19 protein-coding genes and 3 tRNA genes are annotated in these 23,610 nt (G+C 67.1%); 14 read left to right on the top strand and 8 right to left on the bottom strand.

Annotation, left to right across the window (positions count from 1 at the left end):
- Positions 1-41: 41 nt before the first annotated feature.
- The gene (locus OK17_RS11120) at positions 42-1,145 is read right to left on the bottom strand and encodes a PQQ-dependent sugar dehydrogenase (RefSeq protein ID WP_006865701.1); all 1,104 of its coding nucleotides are present in this window, start codon (positions 1,143-1,145) and stop codon (positions 42-44) included.
- A gap of 106 nt (positions 1,146-1,251) precedes the next feature.
- Between OK17_RS11120 and OK17_RS11115 the strand changes: the two genes are divergently transcribed.
- Positions 1,252-2,493, top strand: a complete 1,242-nt coding sequence (locus tag OK17_RS11115; protein WP_461417472.1) for a DoxX family protein — start codon at positions 1,252-1,254, stop codon at positions 2,491-2,493.
- A 68-nt stretch (positions 2,494-2,561) separates the two neighbouring features.
- Here the strand turns inward: OK17_RS11115 and ilvD are convergent, their stop codons facing one another.
- The 3 genes from ilvD to OK17_RS11100 all read right to left on the bottom strand — a co-directional run bounded on the left by ilvD (position 2,562) and on the right by OK17_RS11100 (position 6,559).
- Positions 2,562-4,406, bottom strand: coding sequence for a dihydroxy-acid dehydratase (gene ilvD, locus OK17_RS11110; protein WP_461417471.1), 1,845 nt, complete (start codon positions 4,404-4,406; stop codon positions 2,562-2,564).
- 284 nt (positions 4,407-4,690) lie between these two features.
- Entirely contained in the window at positions 4,691-6,034 is a 1,344-nt protein-coding gene (mgtE, locus tag OK17_RS11105) for a magnesium transporter (protein ID WP_461417470.1), read from the bottom strand.
- Positions 6,035-6,112: 78 nt separating this feature from the next.
- Positions 6,113-6,559 carry a PH domain-containing protein gene (locus OK17_RS11100; protein WP_461417469.1) on the bottom strand — a complete coding sequence of 149 codons (447 nt, stop codon included), beginning with the start codon at positions 6,557-6,559 and terminating at the stop codon, positions 6,113-6,115.
- Between the two features lie 334 nt (positions 6,560-6,893).
- Between OK17_RS11100 and OK17_RS11095 the strand changes: the two genes are divergently transcribed.
- The 5 genes from OK17_RS11095 to OK17_RS11075 all read left to right on the top strand — a co-directional run bounded on the left by OK17_RS11095 (position 6,894) and on the right by OK17_RS11075 (position 13,136).
- Positions 6,894-8,873, top strand: coding sequence for an acetolactate synthase large subunit (locus OK17_RS11095; protein WP_461417468.1), 1,980 nt, complete (start codon positions 6,894-6,896; stop codon positions 8,871-8,873).
- Positions 8,870-9,373, top strand: a complete 504-nt coding sequence (gene ilvN, locus OK17_RS11090; RefSeq protein ID WP_005199381.1) for an acetolactate synthase small subunit — start codon at positions 8,870-8,872, stop codon at positions 9,371-9,373. Before OK17_RS11095 ends, ilvN begins: the two co-directional genes overlap by 4 nt.
- 95 nt (positions 9,374-9,468) lie before the next feature.
- Positions 9,469-10,482 (top strand): ketol-acid reductoisomerase, encoded by a 1,014-nt coding sequence (gene ilvC, locus OK17_RS11085; RefSeq protein ID WP_039880683.1) that lies wholly within the window; start codon positions 9,469-9,471, stop codon positions 10,480-10,482.
- A gap of 762 nt (positions 10,483-11,244) precedes the next feature.
- Positions 11,245-12,297, top strand: coding sequence for a hypothetical protein (locus OK17_RS11080; RefSeq protein ID WP_461417467.1), 1,053 nt, complete (start codon positions 11,245-11,247; stop codon positions 12,295-12,297).
- A 68-nt stretch (positions 12,298-12,365) separates the two neighbouring features.
- Entirely contained in the window at positions 12,366-13,136 is a 771-nt protein-coding gene (locus tag OK17_RS11075; RefSeq protein WP_461417466.1) for a hypothetical protein, read from the top strand.
- Positions 13,137-13,500: 364 nt separating this feature from the next.
- Here the strand turns inward: OK17_RS11075 and OK17_RS11070 are convergent, their stop codons facing one another.
- Positions 13,501-14,166, bottom strand: a complete 666-nt coding sequence (locus tag OK17_RS11070) for a S1 family peptidase (protein ID WP_006865709.1) — start codon at positions 14,164-14,166, stop codon at positions 13,501-13,503.
- Between the two features lie 331 nt (positions 14,167-14,497).
- Between OK17_RS11070 and serA the strand changes: the two genes are divergently transcribed.
- The gene (serA, locus tag OK17_RS11065; protein ID WP_232716143.1) at positions 14,498-16,093 is read left to right on the top strand and encodes a phosphoglycerate dehydrogenase; all 1,596 of its coding nucleotides are present in this window, start codon (positions 14,498-14,500) and stop codon (positions 16,091-16,093) included.
- Positions 16,090-17,100 (top strand): 3-isopropylmalate dehydrogenase, encoded by a 1,011-nt coding sequence (locus tag OK17_RS11060; RefSeq protein WP_461417465.1) that lies wholly within the window; start codon positions 16,090-16,092, stop codon positions 17,098-17,100. The genes serA and OK17_RS11060 overlap by 4 nt, the downstream gene beginning before the upstream one ends.
- Before the next feature lie 86 nt (positions 17,101-17,186).
- On the opposite strand, the gene OK17_RS11055 is transcribed toward OK17_RS11060, so the two are convergent.
- Positions 17,187-18,416: an MFS transporter gene (locus OK17_RS11055; RefSeq protein ID WP_461417464.1), complete on the bottom strand. Its 1,230-nt coding sequence runs from the start codon at positions 18,414-18,416 to the stop codon at positions 17,187-17,189.
- 123 nt (positions 18,417-18,539) lie between these two features.
- Between OK17_RS11055 and OK17_RS11050 the strand changes: the two genes are divergently transcribed.
- The 6 genes from OK17_RS11050 (at position 18,540) to OK17_RS11025 (ending at position 22,112) form a co-directional block, all read left to right on the top strand.
- Entirely contained in the window at positions 18,540-19,313 is a 774-nt protein-coding gene (locus OK17_RS11050; protein ID WP_461417463.1) for a fumarylacetoacetate hydrolase family protein, read from the top strand.
- Complete coding sequence (locus OK17_RS11045) at positions 19,310-20,134, top strand: alpha/beta fold hydrolase (RefSeq protein WP_119032785.1); 825 nt, start codon at positions 19,310-19,312, stop codon at positions 20,132-20,134. Before OK17_RS11050 ends, OK17_RS11045 begins: the two co-directional genes overlap by 4 nt.
- Before the next feature lie 44 nt (positions 20,135-20,178).
- Complete coding sequence (gene gltX / locus OK17_RS11040; RefSeq protein ID WP_461417462.1) at positions 20,179-21,657, top strand: glutamate--tRNA ligase; 1,479 nt, start codon at positions 20,179-20,181, stop codon at positions 21,655-21,657.
- Positions 21,658-21,742: 85 nt separating this feature from the next.
- Positions 21,743-21,814: transfer RNA gene (locus OK17_RS11035), tRNA-Gln, on the top strand.
- A 50-nt stretch (positions 21,815-21,864) separates the two neighbouring features.
- A tRNA-Glu gene (locus OK17_RS11030) sits at positions 21,865-21,937 on the top strand.
- A gap of 102 nt (positions 21,938-22,039) precedes the next feature.
- Positions 22,040-22,112, top strand: a tRNA-Glu gene (locus tag OK17_RS11025).
- A gap of 121 nt (positions 22,113-22,233) precedes the next feature.
- On the opposite strand, the gene OK17_RS11020 is transcribed toward OK17_RS11025, so the two are convergent.
- Entirely contained in the window at positions 22,234-22,731 is a 498-nt protein-coding gene (locus tag OK17_RS11020) for a PPOX class F420-dependent oxidoreductase (RefSeq protein WP_119032783.1), read from the bottom strand.
- A 67-nt stretch (positions 22,732-22,798) separates the two neighbouring features.
- Positions 22,799-23,533 (bottom strand): IclR family transcriptional regulator, encoded by a 735-nt coding sequence (locus OK17_RS11015; RefSeq protein ID WP_119032782.1) that lies wholly within the window; start codon positions 23,531-23,533, stop codon positions 22,799-22,801.
- Between the last annotated feature and the right edge of the window lie 77 nt (positions 23,534-23,610).

The raw sequence follows: 23,610 nt of genomic DNA, 5'->3' as shown, positions 1-23,610 counted from the left end.
CGGCGCGTTCGGTTCGCACCTCAGGGAGCGGTGGCGCCCGATCAGGTCCGGTCGTTGCCACCGCCCTGCGGGAGGAAGCGGAACACGCGGTCGTCGGTCGGCTTCGGCTTGCCGGCCTGCTTGTTGACCGTGGCCACCTGGAGAAGCCCGTTGGGCAGAGCGGCCATTCGGCCGAGCGCGCCGTAGCGCTTCTCGAGCGCGACCACCGGCGGTGTGATCGTCGGGTCCTCGCGGGTGGGTTCGCGGATGCCCTCGATGCGTTGGGTGCGGGTCGTCGAGACGAAGATGCTGCCGCCCGCGACACCGCATCCGGCGATCTGCGGCTTGTCGGGCCAGGTCCACAGCACCTTGGGGCCGCCCTCTTCGATGACCTGCACGCGGTCCTCGGTGGCCGTCTGGTCGGCGACGTAGATGGTCCCGGAGGTTTCGTTGGGGCACAGGGCGACCGATGATCCGAAGCCGGAGGCCAGGATTCGCGGGCGCGGGCTGACGCCCGAGGTGAACGAGGTGATCAGCAGAAGCTTTCCGGCCAGTGACGACGGGTCCTCGGCGGCCGCAGGGTTCCCGGCGTCACCGGTGGCGACCACCAGTTCGGTGGGCGTGCGGAAATACATCGAGCCCATGTTCCCGGTGGCGCCCTTGGGGATTCCGGTCAGGATCGGCTTCGGCACGTCGCCGGGCGCCAGCCGCACGACCCGGTTGTCCGACGGTGTCGTGATCAGCGCGTAGATCAGACGATCCTGGGAGTAGGTGGGGGAGAAGGCGAAATCGATGAGTCCGCCGTCGCCCGACGCGTCGACGGGTGCCTGACCGAGGACCCGTTCGGGGCCGTAACGCTTGGTGGTGATGATCTTTCCGGTGGTGCGTTCGGCGACCACCGTGACCTCGCCTTGCTCGTCACCGGGCATCACCCCGCCCGTCGAGGCGAGGCAGGTTGCGATCACCGCGGGGTCGGGGTCGACGCACGGACCGGTGGGCGGCGGCTGGGTGTCCCGCGGCGTCTCCGGCGGCGGGGTCGGCTCGGCCTGACCGCTCGGACGGTTGTTGGGACTGAATGCGCCGGCCTCCCGCTGGCGGTCCTGTTCGGTGAAGTTCGCGCAGCCGCCCACGGCGAGCGCGATCACCGCCAGAACCGCCACCAGCATTCGGCCTGTCGGCCGCCCCTTCCACATGGCGTCCACAGTAATGGTGTGCCGACTCACCCCGCCGGGGTGCGGGGAGCGCACCGCCCGAGCCTCTAGAGTCGGGCTTGTGAGCGAACGCGACACGCCGAGCGCCAGGGAGCCCGATACGTCGAGCCCGCCCGCGATGAGCCCCTACGACGAACCGACCGGCCAGATCCCGGTCCAGGATCATCCGCCGACCCCCGCACCGCGGCCCGAGGTCGATCGCGATGACTTCTACAACCGGCACGCACGGCGGCCGGCACCGTTTGCGCGGGTCGACGACCTGGACGACATCGATCCCGGTGATGTGGAGACCCGGCAGATCAAGGGGAGCGCGGACAAGCCGTCGGCCCCGCCCGTCCCCGAACCTCCCCGCGCCTCGGAATCCTCGAAGACCCCCTCCCCGTCCCCGCAGCCCTCTCGTGCGCCGGAAGCCCCGCGCACGGAACCCGACGTCGAACCGACCGTGGCGTTCGATCGTCGCCCGGCCGGGTCCCCCGCCGCCGGCGACATCCCGGTCGGCGACGTCCCTGTCGACATTCCCGCCGACGACAGTGCGACCAGACCCGAACCCGCGCTGCCGCCGGTCGGCACCGCCCGCTACGACTTCCTCGACGAGGACGACACCGCCGGTCGCTACAGCGCGACCCCGGCCGATTCGAACGCCGCGGACACTGCGCTGCTCGATGACGAACCGGAGGGCCGGCGCCTGTTCGGCCGCCGTCGCAACCGGACGCCCGAGGACGAATACGAAACCAAGTCGGTCGCCGACGACGATCTCGAGGATGCGCTCGCGAAATCCCGCCGCGGCACCCTCGACCTCGGGCTGTTGCTGCTGCGCATCGCGCTCGGCGGCTTCGTCGGCGCGCACGGACTGCAGAAGCTGTTCGGCCTGTGGAACGGGCCGCGGCTCAGCGGTTTCGAGCAGATGCTCGTCGACGGCGGATTCAACGCCGACTACGCGCAGATCCTTGCCATCGTCGGCGCGCTGGCGGAGACGGTCGGCGGCCTCATGGTCATCCTCGGTCTTCTCACCCCGATCGGTGCGTCGGCCATCCTCGGCACGATGCTCATCGCCGCGGCGTATCGGGTGTCCTCGGCCGGAGGTTTCGAATTCTTCGCTGCCGCACAGGGCGCGGAGTACGAGCTGTTTCTCGCGGCCACCGCGGCCGCGGTCATCCTCACCGGTCCGGGCCTGTACTCACTGGACTACCCGCGCGGCTGGGCGCGCCGGCCGTTCGTCGGGTCGTTCGTGTGGCTGATCGTGGGCATCGGTGCAGCCGCCGCCGTATGGATTCTGGCGAACGGGACCAACCCGCTGAACTGAGCCGGCACAGACGAAAGTGCGGGGTGCGTACCGATCCGGTACGCACCCCGCACTTTGTGGTTCAGCGGTCAGTCGACCTGACGGACCGCACCCTTGTCGGCCGACGTCGCGAGCTTCGCGTACGCGCGCAGCGCGGTCGTGACGGTGCGCTCACGGTCCTTCGGCTGCCACGGGCGCTCGGAGGCCTCCATCTTCGCGCGACGCTCGGCGAGCACCTCGTCGTCGACGAGGACCTCGAGGCGACGGGTCTTGACGTCGATGAGGATCTGATCGCCGTCCTCGACGAGTCCGATCGCGCCACCCGACGCCGCCTCCGGCGACATGTGGCCGACCGACAGACCCGACGATCCGCCGGAGAACCGCCCGTCGGTGATGAGGGCGCACTTCTTGCCCATGCCGGTGCCCTTCATGAAGGCGGTCGGGTGCAGCATCTCCTGCATGCCCGGCCCACCCGCGGGGCCCTCGTAGCGGACGACGAGCACCTCGCCGGCCTGGATGGTCTTCGACAGGATGACCTGGACGGCCTCTTCCTGGCTCTCGACCACGCGGGCCGGACCCTCGAAGTGCCACAGGTCCTCGTCGATGCCCGCCGTCTTGAGCACGGCACCGTCGGGTGCGAGGTTCCCGCGCAGGACGCACAGCCCACCTTCGACGGTGTAGGCGTGCTCGAGGTCGCGGATGCAACCGCCGGCGGCGTCGGTGTCGAGCGAGCTCCACCGGTTGGCCGTCGAGAACGGGGTCGTGGTGCGGACGCCGCCCGGAGCTGCGTGGAACAGTTCGACGGCCTCGTCGGTCGCCTTGCCGCCGCGGATGTCCCAGTCGTCGAGGGCTTGCGCCAGGGTCGGGCTGTAGACGGTCGAGGTGGTGTCGTCGAGCAGACCGGCCCGACGCAGCTCCCCGAGGATCGCCGGGATTCCGCCGGCCCGGTGGACGTCCTCCATGTGGTAGTCGGAGTTCGGGGAGACCTTCGACAGGCAGGGAACGTTGCGGCTGATCTCGTCGATGGTCGACAGATCGAAGTCGGCGACCTCGCCCTCCTGCGCCGCGGCGAGGATGTGCAGCACGGTGTTGGTCGAGCCGCCCATGGCGACGTCGAGCGCCATCGCGTTCCGGAAGGCGGCCGGGGTCGCGATGCTCCGCGGCAGCACCGACGCGTCGTCTTCGCGGTACCAGCGGTTGGCGGCCTCGATGACGACCTTGCCGGCGCGCTCGAACAGCGCACGACGCGCCTCGTGGGTGGCCAGCGTGGAGCCGTTGCCCGGCAGGGCGAGTCCGAGGGCCTCGGTGAGGCAGTTCATCGAGTTGGCGGTGAACATGCCCGAGCAGGAGCCGCAGGTCGGGCAGGCCGACCGCTCGACCTCGCTCAGGCCGTCCTCGTCCACGTCGCTGTTGGCCGACGCGGAGATCGCGGTGATCAGGTCGGTGGGCGCCTGGGCGACACCGTCGACGACGACCGCCTTGCCGGCCTCCATCGGACCGCCGGACACGAAGACGGTCGGGATGTTCAGGCGCATCGCGGCATTCAGCATGCCGGGGGTGATCTTGTCGCAGTTGGAGATGCACACCAGTGCGTCGGCGGTGTGGGCGTTGACCATGTATTCGACGGAGTCGGCGATGATCTCGCGGGACGGCAGCGAATAGAGCATGCCGCCGTGGCCCATCGCGATGCCGTCGTCGACGGCGATGGTGTGGAACTCACGCGGGACGCCGCCCGCGGCTCGCACTGCGTCGGCGACGATCTCGCCGACATCCTTGAGGTGCACATGGCCCGGCACGAACTGCGTGTACGAGTTGGCGATCGCCACGATGGGCTTGCCGAAATCGTCGTCGGTCATACCGGTGGCTCGCCACAGGGAGCGGGCGCCGGCGGCTTCGCGGCCGACGGTGGTGGTGCGTGACCTCAAGGCTGGCATGGGTTCCTCAATATCGATCGTCGGGTCGGGCAGAGTCGGCGTCGCCGAACGGTTTCGGGCACTGCTGGGCCGAAGACGTTGTGCGCGTCGGACTCTTGGCGTCAACACCGCGATCCCGGGGGTTTGTCTCACTCGGGCTGTGGGCCCCGGGAACTGGGTTGAACGGCGTCGCACGCTGAGGGTGGGCGTCGCGAGTCGCCGAGAGACCAGGCTACTCCGCTGTGACATGCGGAAACAAAACGATTCGGACGTGACCCCGGGCCGTCGACGCAGCGGCGGCGGACTCAGATTCCCAGAACCGCCTTGGCGATGGAGAAGTAGACGATCAGGCCGGTTGCATCGCAGAACGTCGAGATGAACGGGGTGGAGAAGACCGCGGGGTCCACCCGGATGGACTTCGCGACCAGGGGCATCACGCCGCCGACGGTCGCAGCCATCGTGCAGATCGACACGATCGTCAGCCCGATGACCGCGCCGATGTCGACCCCGTAGACCAGTGCGGCGACGGCGAATCCGGCGACGCCGAGCAGCGAGCCCATCGTGAGTCCGACCCGGACCTCCTTGGCGGCGACCCGGACGACGTCGCGGGTGGTGACGTCGTCGGTCGCGAGGGCGCGGGTGACGGTGGTGGCGGCCTGCGAACCGGTGTTGCCGCCGATGCCGGTCAGCAGCGGGATGAACAGGGCGAGGGCGACCTTCTGTTCGAGGGTGCCCTCGAAGATCTCCAGGACGTTGACGGTGAGGATCGCCGACACCGCGAGGACGAACAGCCACACGATGCGGGCGCGGGTGATCGACAGGATCGATGCGTGCAGGTACGGCTCGCGGAGCGGTTCGCGCGCGCCGGCACGGGCCTCGTCGGTGTCGCGGGCCTGTTCGACGACCTCGACCGCGTCGTCGATGGTGAGGACACCGACCAGCCGGTTGTCACGATCGACGACCGGCATCGCGAGAATGCCGCGGTCGATGCATCGTTGGGCGGTGGACTCGGCGTCGTCGTCGACGTGGGCGAACATCGGCTTGCTCATCAGCTCGGCGATGGGTGCGTCGGGTTCGGCGAGGAGGAGGTCGCGGAGGCTGACGACGCCACACAGCGAACGCGCATCGTCGAGGACGGGCACGGTGTAGATCGTCTCGGCGGCGTGGCCGCGGTCCTTGACCCGGGTGAGGGCGGCGTCGGCGGTCTCGTCGCGCCGGGCGTGGACGAACTCGGGACTCATCCGACGCCCGACCGAACCGCGCGGGTAACCCAGCACGACGGCGGTGACGTCGCGTTCGCCGGGGGTGAGTTGCTGGATGAGGGCCCGGGCGACGCCGGCGGGCAGTTCGTCGAGGAGTTCGGCGCGGTCGTCGGGGTCGAGGTGATCGAACGCGGCCGCCACCTCGACCGTCCCGAGATCGTCGATGAGTCGACGCTGGGAGCCCGAGGAGAGATCGTCGAAGACCTCGACGGCGAGATCCTTCGGGAGGAGACGGAAGGCCACGCCCCGCGCCTGATGGGACAGACGGTCGAGGAGAGCCGCGATGTCACCGGCGGGCAGCGCCGAGAGCGCGGTCGCGGCCGCACCGAGCTGACCGTCGGAGATCAGGTCGTCGAGTTGGTTCGCGTCGAGCATCGCGTACGTCACGCGACGAGCCTATCGGCTGCCGTCGTTGTCAAAGCCGTTCGCGCAGCGTCGATTCTGTGCCGCCGGGACCGATCGAACCTACTTGTCGCGGTTCGCGGCGGCCTCGAACGGATCCGGGATGCGACCCTTGCTCACCACGTTCAGTACGGGTAGATCGCGAAAACCGATGGCGGGCAGCTTGATCCGCTCACCGTCGGGCCGGACCGCACGGACCGAGCTCCACTTCGGGAACTGCAGGCCGGCGATCTCGGACCAGGGGAGTTCGGTGGTGGACAGGCCACCCACCACGCGGAGTCCGTCCTCGGTGACGATCGTGCGGAGGCGGTGGATCCACATGTACAGGGCCACCGGGACGACGAAGAGAAAAGCGAACCAGTACGAGGCGCCGAGCAGCAGGACCACCACGAGCGCGACCATCGGCACCGTGAAGTACGCGACACGGTTGATGCGGAAGACCACCGGGTAGGGGATCTCCGCAGAGTCGTCGGGTGTCGAGGCGGCGGGGTCGCTGGAGTCAGTCGGCACACATCCATTGTGCCAACCCGGCCACGAGGAACGCGGCGTCGGGTCTACCCGGCAGTAGTCGGTGAGACGTCCGTCACCACCAGTGCGTTCTCATCATGTGGGACGGCATGGTCCGGAGTTTGACTCAGAACGACGCGCGGTCCTACCGTGATCTACGTGATGACAAACGGGATCCTCGTAGTAATCGGCTGGCGCGTCGCCTGACCGGTCACTTCGCAGACCCCTACCGGCATCGACGCGCCACCCTCGAACAGCGGAAGCTGTCGGGGGTTTTTTCATGTCAGGTAGTCACATCACCCAACCACCGAAATACAAACAAGATGAGGATCGTGCAGTGAGCGCACCAACAGCACGCACCGACGCCGGCCGTAATGAGCCGACGCGTAACGCCGGACTGCGTCAGCAGTCTCCCGCGGCGGGCAACCTCCGTGCGGTAGGTCAGCACACCGTCGCGCCGGAGCGCGTCAGCGGTGCGCAGTCTGTGGTCCGATCCCTCGAGGAGCTCGGTGTCGAGGTCGTCTTCGGCATCCCCGGTGGTGCGGTCCTGCCGGTCTACGACCCGCTGCTCGACTCCACCAAGGTCCGCCACGTCCTCGTGCGCCACGAGCAGGGTGCCGGCCACGCCGCCACCGGCTACGCGCAGGTCGCTGGTCGCGCCGGCGTCATGATGGCGACCTCGGGCCCGGGTGCCACCAACCTGGTCACCCCGCTGGCCGATGCGCAGATGGACTCCGTTCCGGTCGTGGCGATCACCGGCCAGGTCGGCCGCTCGCTGATCGGCACCGACGCCTTCCAGGAAGCCGACATCTCCGGCATCACCATGCCGATCACGAAGCACAACTTCCTGGTCAGTCGCGCCATCGACATCCCGAAGACCATCGCCGAGGCCTTCCACATCGCCGAGAGCGGCCGTCCCGGTGCGGTTCTCGTCGACATCCCGAAGGACATCCTGCAGAGTCAGACCACGTTCTCGTGGCCGCCGCAGATCGACCTGCCCGGCTACCGTCCGGTCACCAAGCCGCACGGCAAGCAGGTTCGCGAGGCGGCTCGCCTGATCAACGCCGCCAAGTCGCCGGTCCTCTATGTCGGTGGCGGCGTCATCAAGGCCAACGCCTCCGAGGAGCTGCTCGAGCTCGCCGAGCTGACCGGCATCCCGGTTGTCACGACCCTGATGGCGCGCGGCGCGTTCCCCGACAGCCACGACCAGCACCTGGGCATGCCGGGTATGCACGGCACCGTCGCGGCGGTGGGCGCCCTGCAGCGCAGCGATCTGCTGATCACCCTCGGCGCGCGGTTCGACGACCGCGTGACCGGTCAGCTCGATTCCTTCGCGCCCGACGCCAAGGTCATCCACGCCGACATCGACCCGGCCGAGATCGGCAAGAACCGTCCGGTCGACGTGCCGATCGTCGGCGACTGCAAGGCGGTCATCGCCGAGCTGACCGAGACGCTGCGCGACGAGCGGGCGACCACCGGCACCACGCCGGACCTGTCGGAGTGGTGGACCTACCTCGACGGCATCCGGAAGACCTACCCGCTGAGCTACGACCGTCAGACCGACGGTTCGATGTCGCCGGAGTTCGTCATCCAGGCGCTGGGCAAGGCCGCCGGACCCGACGCGGTGTACTGCGCCGGCGTCGGCCAGCACCAGATGTGGGCCGCTCAGTTCATCTCCTACGAGAAGCCGCGCACCTGGCTGAACTCCGGTGGTCTGGGCACGATGGGTTACGCGGTGCCCGCCGCCATGGGCGCCAAGGCCGCCGCACCCGACACCGAGGTGTGGGCCATCGACGGCGACGGCTGCTTCCAGATGACCAACCAGGAACTGGCCACCTGCGCGATCGAGGGCATCCCGATCAAGGTCGCGCTGATCAACAACGGCAACCTGGGCATGGTCCGCCAGTGGCAGACCCTCTTCTACGAAGAGCGCTACTCCAACACCGACCTCGCCACGCACTCGCGGATGATCCCGGACTTTGTGAAGCTGGCAGAGGCATTGGGCTGCGTCGCATTCCGCGTCGAGCGTGAGGAGGACGTCGACGACGTCATCGCGCAGGCACGTGCGATCAACGACCGCCCGGTCGTCATCGACTTCATCGTCGGCAAGGACGCCCAGGTGTGGCCGATGGTCGCCGCCGGCACCGGCAACGACGAGATCATGGCGGCCCGCAACATCCGACCGCTGTTCGACGACGAGGAGTCGGCGTCGGACCCGGTCGAAATCCACGAGACGATGAACGCCCCCCGCGGGACCGTCGACCAGCAGGTCGACAACGCCGGGGCCGACCGCGCAGCAGAGAAGGACCCGAAGTGAGCACCACCCACACCCTCAGCGTCCTGGTCGAGGACCGGCCGGGCGTCCTGGCCCGTGTCTCCGGATTGTTCTCGCGTCGCGGGTTCAACATCGAGTCGTTGGCCGTCGGACCCACCGAGCTCAAGGGGATCTCGCGGATGACCATCATGGTCTCCGTCGAGGACTTCCCCCTCGAGCAGGTCACCAAGCAGCTCAACAAGCTGGTGAACGTGATCAAGATCGTCGAGCAGGACCCGGCCAACTCGGTGTCCCGCGAGCTCATGATGGTCAAGGTCCGTTCGGACTCGACGGTGCGCACCGAGGTCATCGAGGTGGTGAACCTGTTCCGCGCCAAGGTCATCGACGTGTCGCCGGAGTCCCTCACCATCGAGGCCACCGGTACGTCGGAGAAGCTCGAGGCGCTGCTCCGGATGCTCGATCCTTACGGCATCCGCGAGATCGCCCAGTCCGGCGCCGTTGCGCTCGGACGCGGACCGAAGAGCATGTCGGCCAACCGCTGACCGTAGACTGCGCTGTTGACAGCGGCGAAAGAATTTATATGTCCCTCGGCGAGAGAGAGAATCGCGAGGGGCGCCACAAATCGAAGGGAAACAAAGTGGCCATCGAACTGTTCTACGACGACGACGCAGATCTGTCGATCATCCAGGGTCGCAAGGTCGCGGTGATCGGCTATGGCAGCCAGGGCCATGCGCATTCGCTGTCGCTGCGTGACTCGGGCGTCGACGTCGTCATCGGCCTGCGTGAGGGCTCCAAGTCCAAGGCCAAGGCCGAGGAGCAGGGCCTCAAGGTCCTGACCGCTTCCGAGGCTGCCGCCTGGGCCGACGTCATCATGGTCCTCGCACCCGACACCTCGCAGGCGCAGATCTTCACCGAGGACATCGAGCCGAACCTCAAGGACGGCGACGCGCTGTTCTTCGGTCACGGCCTGAACATCCACTTCGGCCTGATCAAGGCTCCGGAGAACGTCACCGTCGCCATGGTCGCCCCGAAGGGCCCCGGCCACCTCGTCCGTCGCCAGTTCGTCGACGGCAAGGGTGTGCCCGCGCTCATCGCGGTCGCCCAGGACCCGAAGGGTGAGGGCCAGGCTCTCGCTCTCAGCTACGCCAGCGCCATCGGCGGTGGCCGCGCCGGAATCATCAAGACCACCTTCAAGGAAGAGACCGAGACCGACCTCTTCGGTGAGCAGGCCGTGCTCTGCGGTGGCACCGAGGAACTGGTCAAGGCCGGCTTCGAGGTCATGGTCGAGGCCGGTTACGCACCGGAGATGGCCTACTTCGAGGTGCTGCACGAGCTCAAGCTCATCGTCGACCTCATGTACGAGGGTGGCATCGCCCGCATGAACTACTCGGTGTCCGACACCGCCGAGTTCGGTGGCTACATCTCGGGCCCCCGCGTCATCGACGCCGACACCAAGGAGCGCATGCGCGCCATCCTCAAGGACATCCAGGACGGCACCTTCGTCAAGCGCCTCGTCGCCAACGTCGAGGGCGGCAACAAGGAGCTCGAGGGCCTGCGCAAGCAGAACGCCGAGCACCCGATCGAGGTCACCGGCAAGAAGCTGCGCGACCTGATGAGCTGGGTTGATCGTCCGATCACCGAGACCGCCTGAGTCTAAGCATTTCTTACGATCGGCCCCCGGGATTTCCCGGGGGCCGATCGGCTTTTAGGCCACGGTCGACCGGGACCGGCTGTGAATGGCCTGTGACGTGATGTTGCAGGGGACTGCTACCGTCACCTGCGAACATCAATGGGGGTGTGATGCGGGTAGATTCTGGGGTGCTCCAATCGCTTGCCAACCAAGCCGACGACGCTGCTTCGGCTCTTGTGGCAGCTGATCTCGGAGACAAGGCGCGACTCGCTGCGGATTGTGTCGACGGTTCGGCGACGCAGTGGGCTGCACGACTCGTTGCTTTGGAGCTTCGGTCGCGGGCGGAGTCGATTTCCGACAGTCTGAGCTCCATCGGAAACGCAGTTCGAGGCGCGGGCAATACGTTTGAGGTCGAGGACGCGGCGCTAGCTCGAACGTTCGAAAGTCTCGAGTTCGGGGCCGGGAGGAATTAGCGTGCTGCCGACTCGCCCGCAGCTCACCGGTTGGGCTCCGGCAGCACTCGCCGGCGGCGGGGAATCAGTTGACACAGCAGGGGCGACGACCGAGTCTGCTGTCGGGTCGGTGTACACGGCGTGTCAGAGTCTGCCCTCACTGAGAGGCTGGACAGGGCTGAGTCACGATGCCGGGACAGCGGCGTTCCGGCGCGCGACCAACTCGGCGACAGATCTTGCGTCGTTTGCTGCCTCAGTAGGGTTGGCGCTCTCCGAGGGGGCACACACGCTTGGAAAAGCGCGAACAGACCTTCTGGCGAAGGCTGACGCCGTGGACGCGAGCAAACTCTGGGTGACCGACGCGTGGGTCGTCTTGATCGACCCGATTGAAATGTCCATCGAGGAGGCCGATCGTCTGGCCGGGGAAGCTAATCGACAGCAGGGCGCCACAAACCAACTCCTGTTGGCAGTCGACGCCGCTGACAACTCAGTTGCACAGGCCATCCAGGCCGCCGCGGGCAAGCACGGTTGGACAAACCCGTCGACAAACATGTTTGTACCGATTCCGGGGCTAGTGGCCCCGACCGATCAAGTGCCGAACCCGGGCACCCTTCTGGGTCTGCAACAGCAGCTGATGGTGCGTGCCGAGGACATGGCGATGACGGTGCGAGCAACAGAGAGGTTCGAAGATGATCAGGGCCGCCACAAGATTCTCTACATGCAGGACGGTAGTCGCCAAGTCATCACCGAATGGGATCCGTACCGGGGGTCCATGCCGTCAATGAAGCTTTTCGAGACGACTGTCAAGCATTATGACCGCGGCGGGAAGGTGATCTCGACTTCGCACTCATGGGAGGACCTCACCGGAACGAAGGTATTCTCCACCACCTGGGCTGACGGAACTACGGCATATGCGGAGGAATGGGAGGACGGATACAAGACCGGCCGAGTGACTACGCCGGACGGTCGTACTGGGGACATACCGGCGGACAGCCCGTTCTTCTCGCATCCGATCGAGACGACCATCGGGGGCGTGCTCAGTGGAGTCGACAAGTATGTCGATGACGGTCACGGTATCCCGCGGATCTCGGCGGCAGGCGCCGAGAAGCTCGGGGCGGGTGCTAAGTACGGTGGTCCAGCGCTGGCGATCGGCGTTGGAATCTATGACGTTGTAGTGGCTGAGGACAAGTGCGTCGCGGGGTTCTCGGCTGCGTTCGGCGCCGCCGGCGGGTATGCGGGCGGCGTTCTTGGCGCAGGCGCGTCCGCCCCTGGCGGCCCGGCGGCTGTCGCCGGTGCCGCAGGAGGCTCCATGGCTGGAAGCTGGCTCTTCGGGTGGGTCGGCAAGAAGGTCGGAGAAGCCGTTTGTCCAGCGCCGACGTCGTGACATACGCTCCACGGGTCGAAAACTGTTGCGTCGGGGGCGTTTCCGACGAGGGTAGAGGGGGGAGTTTCGTGACCGATGTACGCAGGCCGGAAGCGTGGCGGGGTGGCCGTGTGATCGGACTCCTATTCGTCGCTCTGATGACGCCGGCTGCGGTTGCTCTGGCGGTGAGTGCGTTTCGAGCGCGGGATGTGCCGACTGCCTTCGTTACAGCTGCGTTTTCGTTGGCGATAATCATCGCTGCAGTCGGTGTACTCCAAGTCCGTGTTCTCGAACGGGTCGAGCCCAACGTTGAGTTCACTGGCGCGCGGACCATTTTGCGTTACGACCGTGTCTACGATCGCCTGATTCGTGTCGCGCTGGCGCTGGCGACTGTCGGCGGTGTGGGATTCGTGGTGCTCGTCCCGTCGGGCGTGATCGACCTGTCGCTGACGCCAGGACAGAAGGTCTTCTTTCCGATCGGGGTCGCCGTCATCGTAGCCGCCGCGGTTTATGGCGAGTATGCCCGCCGGAAATATGGGCCGCCGAGTATCACCTTCGACGACCAGGGCTTGACGCACCATCGGACTGCGTCTGACACGGAGATCCGGTGGGTCGACATCGCTCGAATCACGGCGGAACGGACCGAATCACGGCCGGCCCGCGACGTAGTGGTCATAGAGAGCGCGCCTGATTCGCCGCGATACATGCTGGGTGACGCGCCCTGGTATACGCCGGGCGGAGCGGCGCTCTACTCGATGCTGCGCTTCTATTGGATGAACGCCGAGTCACGGACTGAACTGGTGGACGGCAGTGCCGCGGAGAGGCTCGACGCTGACCAGTTCGCCGACACCGGTCGGTAGGCGGCGGTAGTCCTGCGTATGCACTGACAGCGGGCCCGCATCTCTCCGGAGGTGCGGGCCCGCCGTCGTCGACGCACAAACCCACCCTTTTTCGGCAGACCCACCCCCGCGAAAGGGGCGGATCTGCCGAAAAAGGGTGGGTTTGCGGGAGCGGTGGGTGGCCGCGGGCCCCGAAAACCGCCCCTGGAAAGCACCCCTGAAAGAGACCCTCCACAGGGGGACCGGCGGCACTATGTCGCCGGTCCACCCCTGGAGGGTCGATCTCAGGGGCGGTTTTCAGCGAAAGCTGCGGCTGGGCGGGCAATGTCCCGGAAACGCACAACGCCCCGGGTGTGAACCCGGGGCGTCGCATGGGGAAGTTCGATCAGGCGATCGTGAATCCCTTGTACTCGGGGATTGAGGCCACCCGGTTGAGGATCGGCTTGATGTTGGTGCCGGTCTCCGGGCCGAAGCAACCGAGGAAGTAGTAGGCGTTCACCATGCCGACGAGGCGGTCGCCGACGACGACGGGGCTGCCGGAGTCGCCTTCGATGACGCACAGCTGGCTCAGGTGGACGTCACCCTCGGAGAACCAGGCGATGCCACAGGTGTTTCCGGTGGTGCGGCCTTCCTTGCACGCGATGGTGGGGAAGCCGATGGGTCGGGGGTCGACCGAGCGGATCGTCACGCCGCGGACGGTGCGCAGCGGCACGACCTTCGAGGCGTCCATCTGGATGATCGCCATGTCGAGGTCGGAGAACGAGTGGGTGATGGTGCCGGCCTGGCCGCGGTCCTGGAAGGTCTCCGAGTAGACCTTCTGGCCGGGGTTACCGCAGTGTCCCGCGGTGATGCCGATGAGCTTGCCGGTCTTGGAGCGGCCGATCGTCGTCAGGGTGCAGGCTGCAGCGGAGTTACCACCTTTGAGGACAAGAATTCCAGAGCCGCCCCCGAGGAAGATCTTCGCCGGGGCCGCAACCGCGACACCCGCTCCCCAGCCGGCGAGCACCGTCGCAGCCAAAACCGCCAACAGTGCCGTCAGCTTCTTCGTCATCCGCTCTCCACTTCTAATTCGCAATGCGCCGAAACGCCTGCCGGAAAGGTCGCGGCAGGCGGTCAAAGCACACCGTACCGGGACTCCCCGGCATTCGCTCCGGCGTGGGATCGACCCGCGGTCGGTTTGCAACCCTTCCGTGATGCTCGCCGTAACGCGCCGTAATGCCCGTCACACTCTACCCAGCCACACGGACACGGCTTCCCTTTTGGGGTAGACCGCCTGTTCGGAGCCATCTACCAGACCTTTAAGCTGTGATGCGGAGAGTCCACGACGCTCCGTCCTGCCGAAGGTGAGAAATCGCACCTGCCCCGAACCTGGAGAAAAGACTGTGAGCTCTGCTGGCCGCCCGGTCGTACTCATCGCCGACAAGCTGGCGCCGTCCACCGTGGAAGCACTCGGTGACGGTGTCGAGGTGCGATGGGTCGACGGCCCGGACCGTCCCAAGCTGCTCGAGGCCGTCGTCGACGCCGACGCCATCCTCGTGCGTTCCGCGACGACTGTCGACGCCGAGGTCCTCGACGCCGGCAAGAAGCTGAAGATCATCGCGCGCGCCGGTGTCGGTCTCGACAACGTCGACGTCCCCGCGGCCACCGCCCGCGGCGTCATGGTCGTCAACGCGCCGACCTCCAACATCCACACCGCCGCCGAGCACGCCATCGCGCTGCTGATGTCGGCGTCGCGCCAGATCCCGGCCGCTGACGCCACCCTGCGCGAGAAGACCTGGAAGCGTTCGTCTTTCAACGGCGTCGAGATCTTCGACAAGACCGTCGGCGTCGTCGGCCTCGGCCGCATCGGTCAGCTGGTCGCCGCTCGTCTGGCCGCCTTCGAGACCCACATCATCGCGTACGACCCCTACGTCTCGCCGGCCCGCGCCGCTCAGCTCGGCATCGAGCTGGTCAGCCTCGACGAGCTCCTCGAGCGCGCCGACTTCATCACCGTGCACCTGCCCAAGACGCCCGAGACCCTCGGTCTCATCGGCGCCGAGCAGCTCGCCCGCACCAAGAAGGGTGTCGTCATCGTCAACGCCGCCCGCGGTGGTCTGATCGACGAGCAGGCACTGGCCGACGCCATCAATTCCGGCCAGGTCCGCGCCGCGGGCCTCGACGTCTTCGCGACCGAGCCCTGCACCGACTCGCCGCTGTTCGACCTCCCGCAGGTCGTTGTGACCCCGCACCTCGGCGCCTCCACCAGCGAGGCCCAGGACCGTGCCGGCACCGACGTCGCCAAGAGCGTTCGTCTCGCCCTGGCGGGTCACTTCGTGCCCGACGCCGTCAACATCACCGGCGGCGCGGTCGACGAAGAGGTCGCCCCGTGGCTCGAGGTCGCCCGCAAGGCCGGTGTCCTCGTCGGCGCCATCAGCAAGGAGCCGCCGACCTCCATCGTCGTCGACGTCCGCGGTGAGCTGGCCGCCAAGAACGTCGAGGTCCTCGGACTGTCGGCGCTGCGCGGCCTGTTCTCGGCAGTCCTCGACGAGCCGGTCACCTTCGTCAACGCCCCGGCCGTCGCCGAGAGCCGTGGCGTCACCAGCGAGGTGACCACCGCTCCGGAGAGCCCCAACCACCGCAGCGTCGTCGACGTGAAGGCCGTCTTCGCCGACGGCTCGGTCCACAACGTCTCCGGCACGCTCACCGAGCCCCGCCTCGTCGAGAAGATCGTCAACATCAACGGCCGCAACTTCGACCTCCGCGCCGAGGGCCACAACCTGATCGTCAGCTACGCCGATCGTCCGGGCTCGCTCGGCAAGATCGGCACCCTGCTCGGCGATGCCGGCGTCGACATCCTCGCCGCCGGTCTGTCGCAGGATGCCGAGGGCGGCGGCGCGACCATGATGCTGCGCGTGAGCAGCGCGGTCGGCGACGACGTCGTCGAGGCCATCGGTACGGCCGTGGGCGCCACCCTGATCGAGCAGGTGGACCTGTCGTGAAGCTCGCTGTCATCGCCGGCGACGGCATCGGACCCGAAGTCATCGGGGAGGCGCTCGGTGTCCTCGAGGCCGTCGTCCCGTCGGTGAGCACCACCGAGTTCGATCTCGGCGCTCGCCGCTACCACCGCAACGGTGAGCTCCTCACCGAAGACGACCTCGAGTCGTTGCGCCGCCACGACGCAATCCTGCTGGGCGCCATCGGCGATCCGTCGGTGCCCCCGGGCATCCTCGAACGCGGCCTGCTGCTCACCATGCGTTTCGCCCTGGATCACCACGTGAACCTGCGTCCGTCGCGCAGGTACCCGGGTGTCACCTCGCCGCTGGCCGGCGACCCCGAGATCGACTTCGTCGTCGTCCGCGAGGGCACCGAGGGGCCCTACACCGGCAACGGTGGCTCGATCCGCGTGGGCACCCCGCACGAGGTGGCCACCGAGGTCAGCGTCAACACCCGCTTCGGCGTCGAACGCGTGGTGCGCAACGCTTTCCAGCGTGCGCAGCAGCGTCGTAAGAAGCTCACGCTGGTCCACAAGACCAACGTGCTCGGCTTCGCCGGGAAGTTGTGGAGCCGTGCGGTCGAGGAGATCGGCGCCGAATTCCCCGACGTCACCACGGACTACTGCCATGTGGACGCGGCGACCATCTACCTGGTCACCGACCCCGGCCGCTTCGACGTGGTCGTCACCGACAACCTGTTCGGCGACATCATCACCGACATCGCGGCTGCCGTCAGCGGCGGAATCGGGCTCGCGGCGTCGGGCAACATCGATGCCACCGGCGCGAACCCGTCGATGTTCGAACCGGTTCACGGTTCGGCACCCGACATCGCCGGTCAGGGCAAGGCCGATCCGACCGCTGCCATTCTGTCCACGGCGCTGCTGCTCCAGCACCTCGGTGAGAACGACGCCGCGGCCCGGATCGAGAAGGCCGTCGCCGACGACCTCGCCGAGCGCAGCGGCCCGGTCGTCACCAGTGAGGTCGGCAAACGCATCCGCGAACGCCTCGCCTGAGGTCCGCGAACCCGCACCACGGAATCAACCCACCACCCGGCGATCGGGTGGTGGGTTGATCCATATGTGGTGGATTCCCGGGCCGGTCAGGCCTTCACCGGCTCCTCGTCGAGCCGTTGGGCGTCGCGCGGGACCAGGGGAGTGGCCACCAGCGGTGCGAGCGCGGTCACCGCGAACGCCGCCGGGAAACCGACCGCGGCGATCAGAGCCCCCAACACCGGCGTCGTAGCCGCGGTCACCAGGTACTGTCCGGTGTTCTGCACCGCGAGTCCGCGTCCGCTCCAGTCGGGCCCGGCGAACTCGGCGATGGCGGTGAACGCCAGGCCGTTGTCGGCCACCGAGATCACGCTCGCCACCGCCATCAGAGCGGGTGCGACGGGACTGTCGAACCAATCCGCCACGGCGAGAGCGCACATCGATGCGACACCCGCGACCGCGATGATCCGGATGGGACCCATCCGGGAGAGCCAGGCGTCCGACCATCGGCCCGCGGCGATCCGGCCGAGGGCGCCGACCACCTGCGTCACGGTGATCAGGATCCCGGCGCCGGCGGGTGACCAGTCGTGGGCCACGATCAGCCACGTGGGCACGAAGGTCCACATCATCGACTGCGGTACGACGAGCAGCATGCTGACGACGTGGACGCGGGCCAGAAACGAGTTGCCCCGGTAGGGGTTTCGGTCGGTCGTGGGATCGTGTTCGGTACCAACGGAAGTCGCCGGACGCGGTGGGTCGGTGATGCCGATCAGCACGGCGACCAGGCCGACGGCGGTGATCACGGCGGGGATGGCCAGGGCCACAGCAGGTCCCTGGATGTCCGCGACGACCGGCATGGTCAACGCGCACGTCCCGATGCCCAGGGGTTGCGCCATCTGCCGGACACCCATCGCGGTGCCGCGTTGCTGGGAGGGGAACCAGCCCACCACGATCCGACCGCTGGCGCCGTTGGCGGCGCCGGATCCGATGCCACCCACCAGGAGTGCCGCTCCGACGAGGACGTACGACGCATCGGCGGCCGCAGCGACGGCCGCGCCGGTGGCGCCGACGAGCGAGATCGACAGGGAGATCAGCAGGATCCGGCGTTCGCCGTATCGGTCCAGCAGGATCCCCCACAGGAACGTGGCCATCATGAGGCCGATCGTTGGGACGGCGGCGAGCGTCGACGCCGCAGTGAGGGTCAGTCCGGCGTCGGTGTGCAGCGCGGGGATCAGATACGCGACGCCGCTCACGACGCATGTGGTCGTCAGTGCGGCGAGCAGGGAGCATCCGAGGATGACCCACCTCCTGGTGCTGGAAATGATGCTCACGTCATCCATCCGAACTCACCCCGCTCCGAATCTCATACTTTGGAACAATTGGTTCACATTCTAAGACTGATGGATGGGATGGCCAACTCGGCTCCCAACGGATGGGATCGATGGGTGCGATAGGGTCTGGACATGCGCTTAGGTCGAATTGCGAGTCCCGACGGAGTGGCCTTCGTGTCCGTCGAAGGGGAGGGCGACGACGCTGTCGCCAAGGAGATCGCCGAGCATCCGTTCGGCACCCCGACGTTCACCGGTCGCTCCTGGAAACTGGCCGACGTCCGTGTGCTGGCCCCGATCCTGGCCAGCAAGGTGATCTGCATCGGCAAGAACTACGCCGCGCACGCGGCCGAGATGGGTGGTGAGGCACCCGCCGACCCGGTGATCTTCATCAAGCCCAACACCTCGATCATCGGTCCCGAGGTCCCGATCGTGCGCCCGCCGTCGTCGGACCGCGTCGACTACGAAGGCGAACTGGCCGTGGTCATCGGCCGTCCCTGCAAGGACGTCAAGGCCGCACAGGCCAAGGATGTCATCCTGGGTTACACCATCGCCAACGACGTGACCGCCCGTGATCACCAGAAGGCCGACGGTCAGTGGACACGTGGCAAGAGCTACGACACCTTCTGCCCGCTCGGTCCATGGATCGAGACCTCCTTCGATCCGTCCGACGTCGAACTCGTCACCGAGCTCGACGGAGAGGTCAAGCAGCGCACGCGGACGTCATTGATGCTGCATGACATCGGCGAGATCGTCGAGTGGATCACGCGGATCATGACCCTGCTCCCCGGTGACGTGATCCTCACGGGCACGCCCGAAGGGGTGGGACCCATGGTTGCCGGACAACGGGTCTCGGTGACCGTCAACGGAATCGGCACGCTCTCCAACCCGGTGGTGGACAAGGCATGACAGCTCCCAGTACGGCACGCGTCAACGGCATCGACATCTCCTACAGCGTGGCCGGGAGCGGCCCGCTCGTCGTCATGGTGATGGGCACCGGGAGTCCCGGTCGCGTGTGGAAGGCCAATCAGGAACCGGCACTGGTGAAGGCGGGTTATACCGTCGTCACCTTCGACAACCGCGGCATCGCCCCGTCGTCGGAGTGTGCGGAGGGTTTCAGCCTCGACGACATGGTCGCCGACACCGCCGCACTCATCGAGCATCTGGGTCGCGGTCCGGCGATCGTCGTGGGCACCTCGTTGGGCGCCCGGATCACCCAGGAACTCGCCCTGGCGCGGCCCGACGTCGTCAAGGCTGCCGTCCTGATCGCCACCTATGGTCGCAACACCCCGCTGCAGGAAGCGATCTCGGCCGGTGAGCGCGCGCTCTACGACAACAAGATCAAGCTGCCGCCGGAGTACGAGGCCGCCATCACGGCTCATCTCAACCTGTCGCCGCACACCCTCGACGACGACCGCTCCGCCCGGGATTGGCTCGACATCATCAGTTTCTCGCCGCAGACGATCACCCCGGGGGTGCGTGCGCAGCTCGAACTCCACAACAAGGAGTCCGACCGGCTCTCGGCGTACCGCAACATCACCCGTCCGACGCTGGTCGTCGGGTTCGCCGACGACCGCACCCTGCCGCCGAAGCTGGCTCGCGAGGTGGCCGAGGCGATTCCGGGTGCGGAGTACGTACAGATCGAACGTGCCGGGCATTTCGGCTATCTCGAACAACCGGCCGAGGTGAACCGCGTGCTCGTCGACTTCTGCGGGCGGTTCCGGGACTGAACGCGCCGGTCAGGGCCTAAGGCGGTTTCGATACCCTGAAGGTCATGACCAGTAGTGAAGCCGTACGAGTCCGATTCTGTCCGTCCCCGACCGGTACACCCCATGTGGGACTCGTGCGGACCGCGCTGTTCAACTATGCCCAGGCGCGTCACGACGGTGGAACCTTCGTGTTCCGCATCGAGGACACCGACTCGTCGCGCGACAGCGAGGAGTCGTACCAGGCGATCCTCGATGCCCTGCGTTGGCTCGGGATGGACTGGGACGAGGGCCCCGAGGTCGGTGGCCCGTACGGCCCCTACCGCCAGTCGGAGCGGCGTGAGATCCACGCCGACGTCGTGGCACGTCTGCTCGAGGCGGGGGAGGCCTACGAGGCCTTCTCCACCCCTGAGGAGGTCGAGGCGCGGCACAAGGCGGCCGGCCGCGATCCCAAGCTCGGTTACGACAACTTCGACCGGGACCTCACCGACGAGCAGCGGGAGGCCTACCGCGCCGAGGGTCGCAAACCGGTTGTGCGCCTGCGCATGCCGGACACCGATCTCACCTGGGATGACCTCGTCCGCGGCACGACGACGATCAAGGCCGGCACCGTTCCCGATTTCGCGCTGACCCGCGCATCGGGCGACCCGCTGTACACGTTGGTCAACCCGGTCGACGACGCCATGATGAAGATCACCCACGTCCTGCGTGGGGAGGACCTGCTCTCGTCGACGCCGCGGCAGCTCGCGCTGTATGAGGCGCTCATCCGCATCGGCGTCGCCGACTTCGTGCCGAAGTTCGCCCATTTGCCGTTCGTGATGGGCGAGGGCAACAAGAAGCTGTCCAAGCGCGACCCCCAGTCGAACCTCTTCCATCACCGCGACCGCGGGTTCATCCCGGAGGGTCTGCTGAACTACCTCGCGCTCCTCGGGTGGGGTTACTCCCACGACACCGACGTCTTCTCACTCGACGAGATGATCGCGGCTTTCGATGTGCGACAGGTGAATTCGAATCCGGCCCGCTTCGACCAGAAGAAGGCCGACGCGATCAACGCCGAGCACATCCGCCGGCTCGAAACCGGTGACTTCACCGCCCGTCTCAGGGAGTTCCTGATCGGCCACGGGCACCTGTCGGAGCCGGTCGACGATGTGAGTTTCGCCGCACTCGCCGAGTTGGTCCAGACGCGCATCCAGGTCCTCGGCGACGCCTGGGACCTCATCAAGTTCGTCTACGTCTCCGACGACGAGTTCACGATCGACGAGAAGGCCGCGAGCAAGAACCTGGGTGCCGACGCAGTGGCCGTTCTGGACGCCACGATCGCCGCCATCGAGCCGTTGGCCTCCTGGACCACCCAGGAGCTGCAGGACGCCCTCAACGCGGCGCTGGTGGACGGTATGGAGCTCAAGCCGCGTAAGGCGTTCGGTCCGGTGCGCGTCGCCGTCACCGGTTCGCAGGTGAGTCCGCCGCTCTTCGAGTCGATGGAGATCCTGGGTCGCGACAAGACCCTCGCGCGGCTGTCCGCGGCACGCGAGATCGCCGCCAAATAGCCCTCTGAACTGCACGTTTATGGACTTCCGGCAACCCTTTGCTATCGTCTTTCTCGGCACTTTTCCTCAGGGAAAAGGAAGTCCATGGGGTATGGTGTAATTGGCAACACAGCGGTTTCTGGTACCGCCATTCTAGGTTCGAGTCCTGGTACCCCAGCGAACTGAAGAAGATCGAATCCGTGAGGTTCGATCGCTGGAAGTTCCTTTGGCCCCGTCGTCTAGCGGCCTAGGACGCCGCCCTCTCAAGGCGGTAGCGCGGGTTCGAATCCCGTCGGGGCTACAGAAGCTCCCTCTTCCTGCTCGCGCAGGACGGGGGAGTTTTTCACTGCAAGGTGAGTGCGGCCGGACCCGTGTTAAGGTCTGGTTCGCCGGAAAGTTCCAAGGCCCCGTCGTCTAGCGGCCTAGGACGCCGCCCTCTCAAGGCGGTAGCGCGGGTTCGAATCCCGTCGGGGCTACGCGAACACCCTCCCTCTGTCCAGCAGAGGGAGGGTGTTTTTCTTTGCGCGGCAGACGAACTCGCCCGCGTCGCGATGTGATGATCGCTACACGGGCGAGCTGTCGGTTTCGTCGGTCGGGTTACAGGTACTGGGCGGTACTTCCCGACGCCGGCATCTCCGGGATGCCGAGCTTGCGGTGATCCCACGAGCGGATGCGTGAGGGCACCAGACGGACCGCCACGCGCTTGTGCATCATCTGCTCGACGAAGGGGCGCGATTCCTCGGTGTAAGGGGCCGTGTAGCGCTCCCAGACGCTGATCCCGACCTTCAGGCATGAGTCTGGGTCGTCGAGGATCTCGGCGGTCCCCTCGAAGGAGACGCCGCGCAATGTGTCGTAGGTGTCGCCGTCCTCGATCATCACGGTGCATCGGTTGTTGCGGCGAAGGTTGACCGCCTTCTGCGACTTGGACTTCGTCTCGAACCAGATCTCGCCGTCGATGACGCCGTACCACATGGCGACGAGGTGGATACCGCCGTCGGGGCCCGTGGTGGCGAGGGTGGCCGTGCGGCTGCGCGCGACGAATTCCTCGATCTCGGCGTCGGACATGACGATCTGGTTGCGTTGGTTGACTCCCATGTGACGAAGCTATCCGACGGACCCGTCGCACGGAACGGTCACGATGGGGATCGGCAGTGACGGTGGCTCAAGCGCGGGAGGTCTGCAGCCGCTTGTGGATCGCGTCGGCGGCGGCGAGGAGATCGGCGGCCCAGCGGGCGCCCGGGCGTCGGCCCATGCGGTCGATGGGTCCGGACACCGAGATCGCCGCGACGACGTCGCCGTTGCCGTCGCGCACGGGCGCCGAGACGCTCGCCACGCCCGCGGCGCGTTCGCCGGCACTCTGGGCCCAGCCGCGGCGTCGGATCTCGTGCAGTGCCCGCTCGCTGAAGACGCTGTCGTGCAAGAGGGCGCGCTGCGTCGCGGGGTCGGCCCAGGCGAGCAGGACCTTGGCCGCGGAGCCGGCGCTCATCGGGAAGCGTGTTCCGACGGGCACGGTGTCGCGGAGTCCGGTGGGCGGTTCCATCGCTGCGACGCACACCCGCTCGGCGCCCTCGCGGCGGTAGACCTGAACGGATTCGCCGGTGATGTCGCGGAGTCGGGGAAGGACCATCAGGGCCGACTCGGTCACGGGATCATGGGCGGATGCGGCGAGTTCGCCGAGTGCTGGTCCCGGCTGCCAGCGACCGGTGATGTCACGTGCGAGGAATCGGTGTGTCTCGAGGCCGACCGCCAGGCGGTGGGCTGTGGCGCGGGGGAGCCCGGTGCGCTCGCACAGCTCCGAGAGGTTGCACGGGGCGTCCGCAATGGCATGGAGCACAGCCACGGATTTGTCGAGTACGCCGATTCCGCTGCTGACCCCGAATGCGCTATCCTTTCCCATAGGACGATACTAGCTGTCCAAATAGTGAGATGCACGTTTTCATCGTGAGATGGGCGTGCACCGTCCGCCGAACCCGA

This window comes from Gordonia sp. GN26, assembly GCF_054823965.1.
This window is presented reverse-complemented; position numbering and strand designations above follow the sequence as displayed.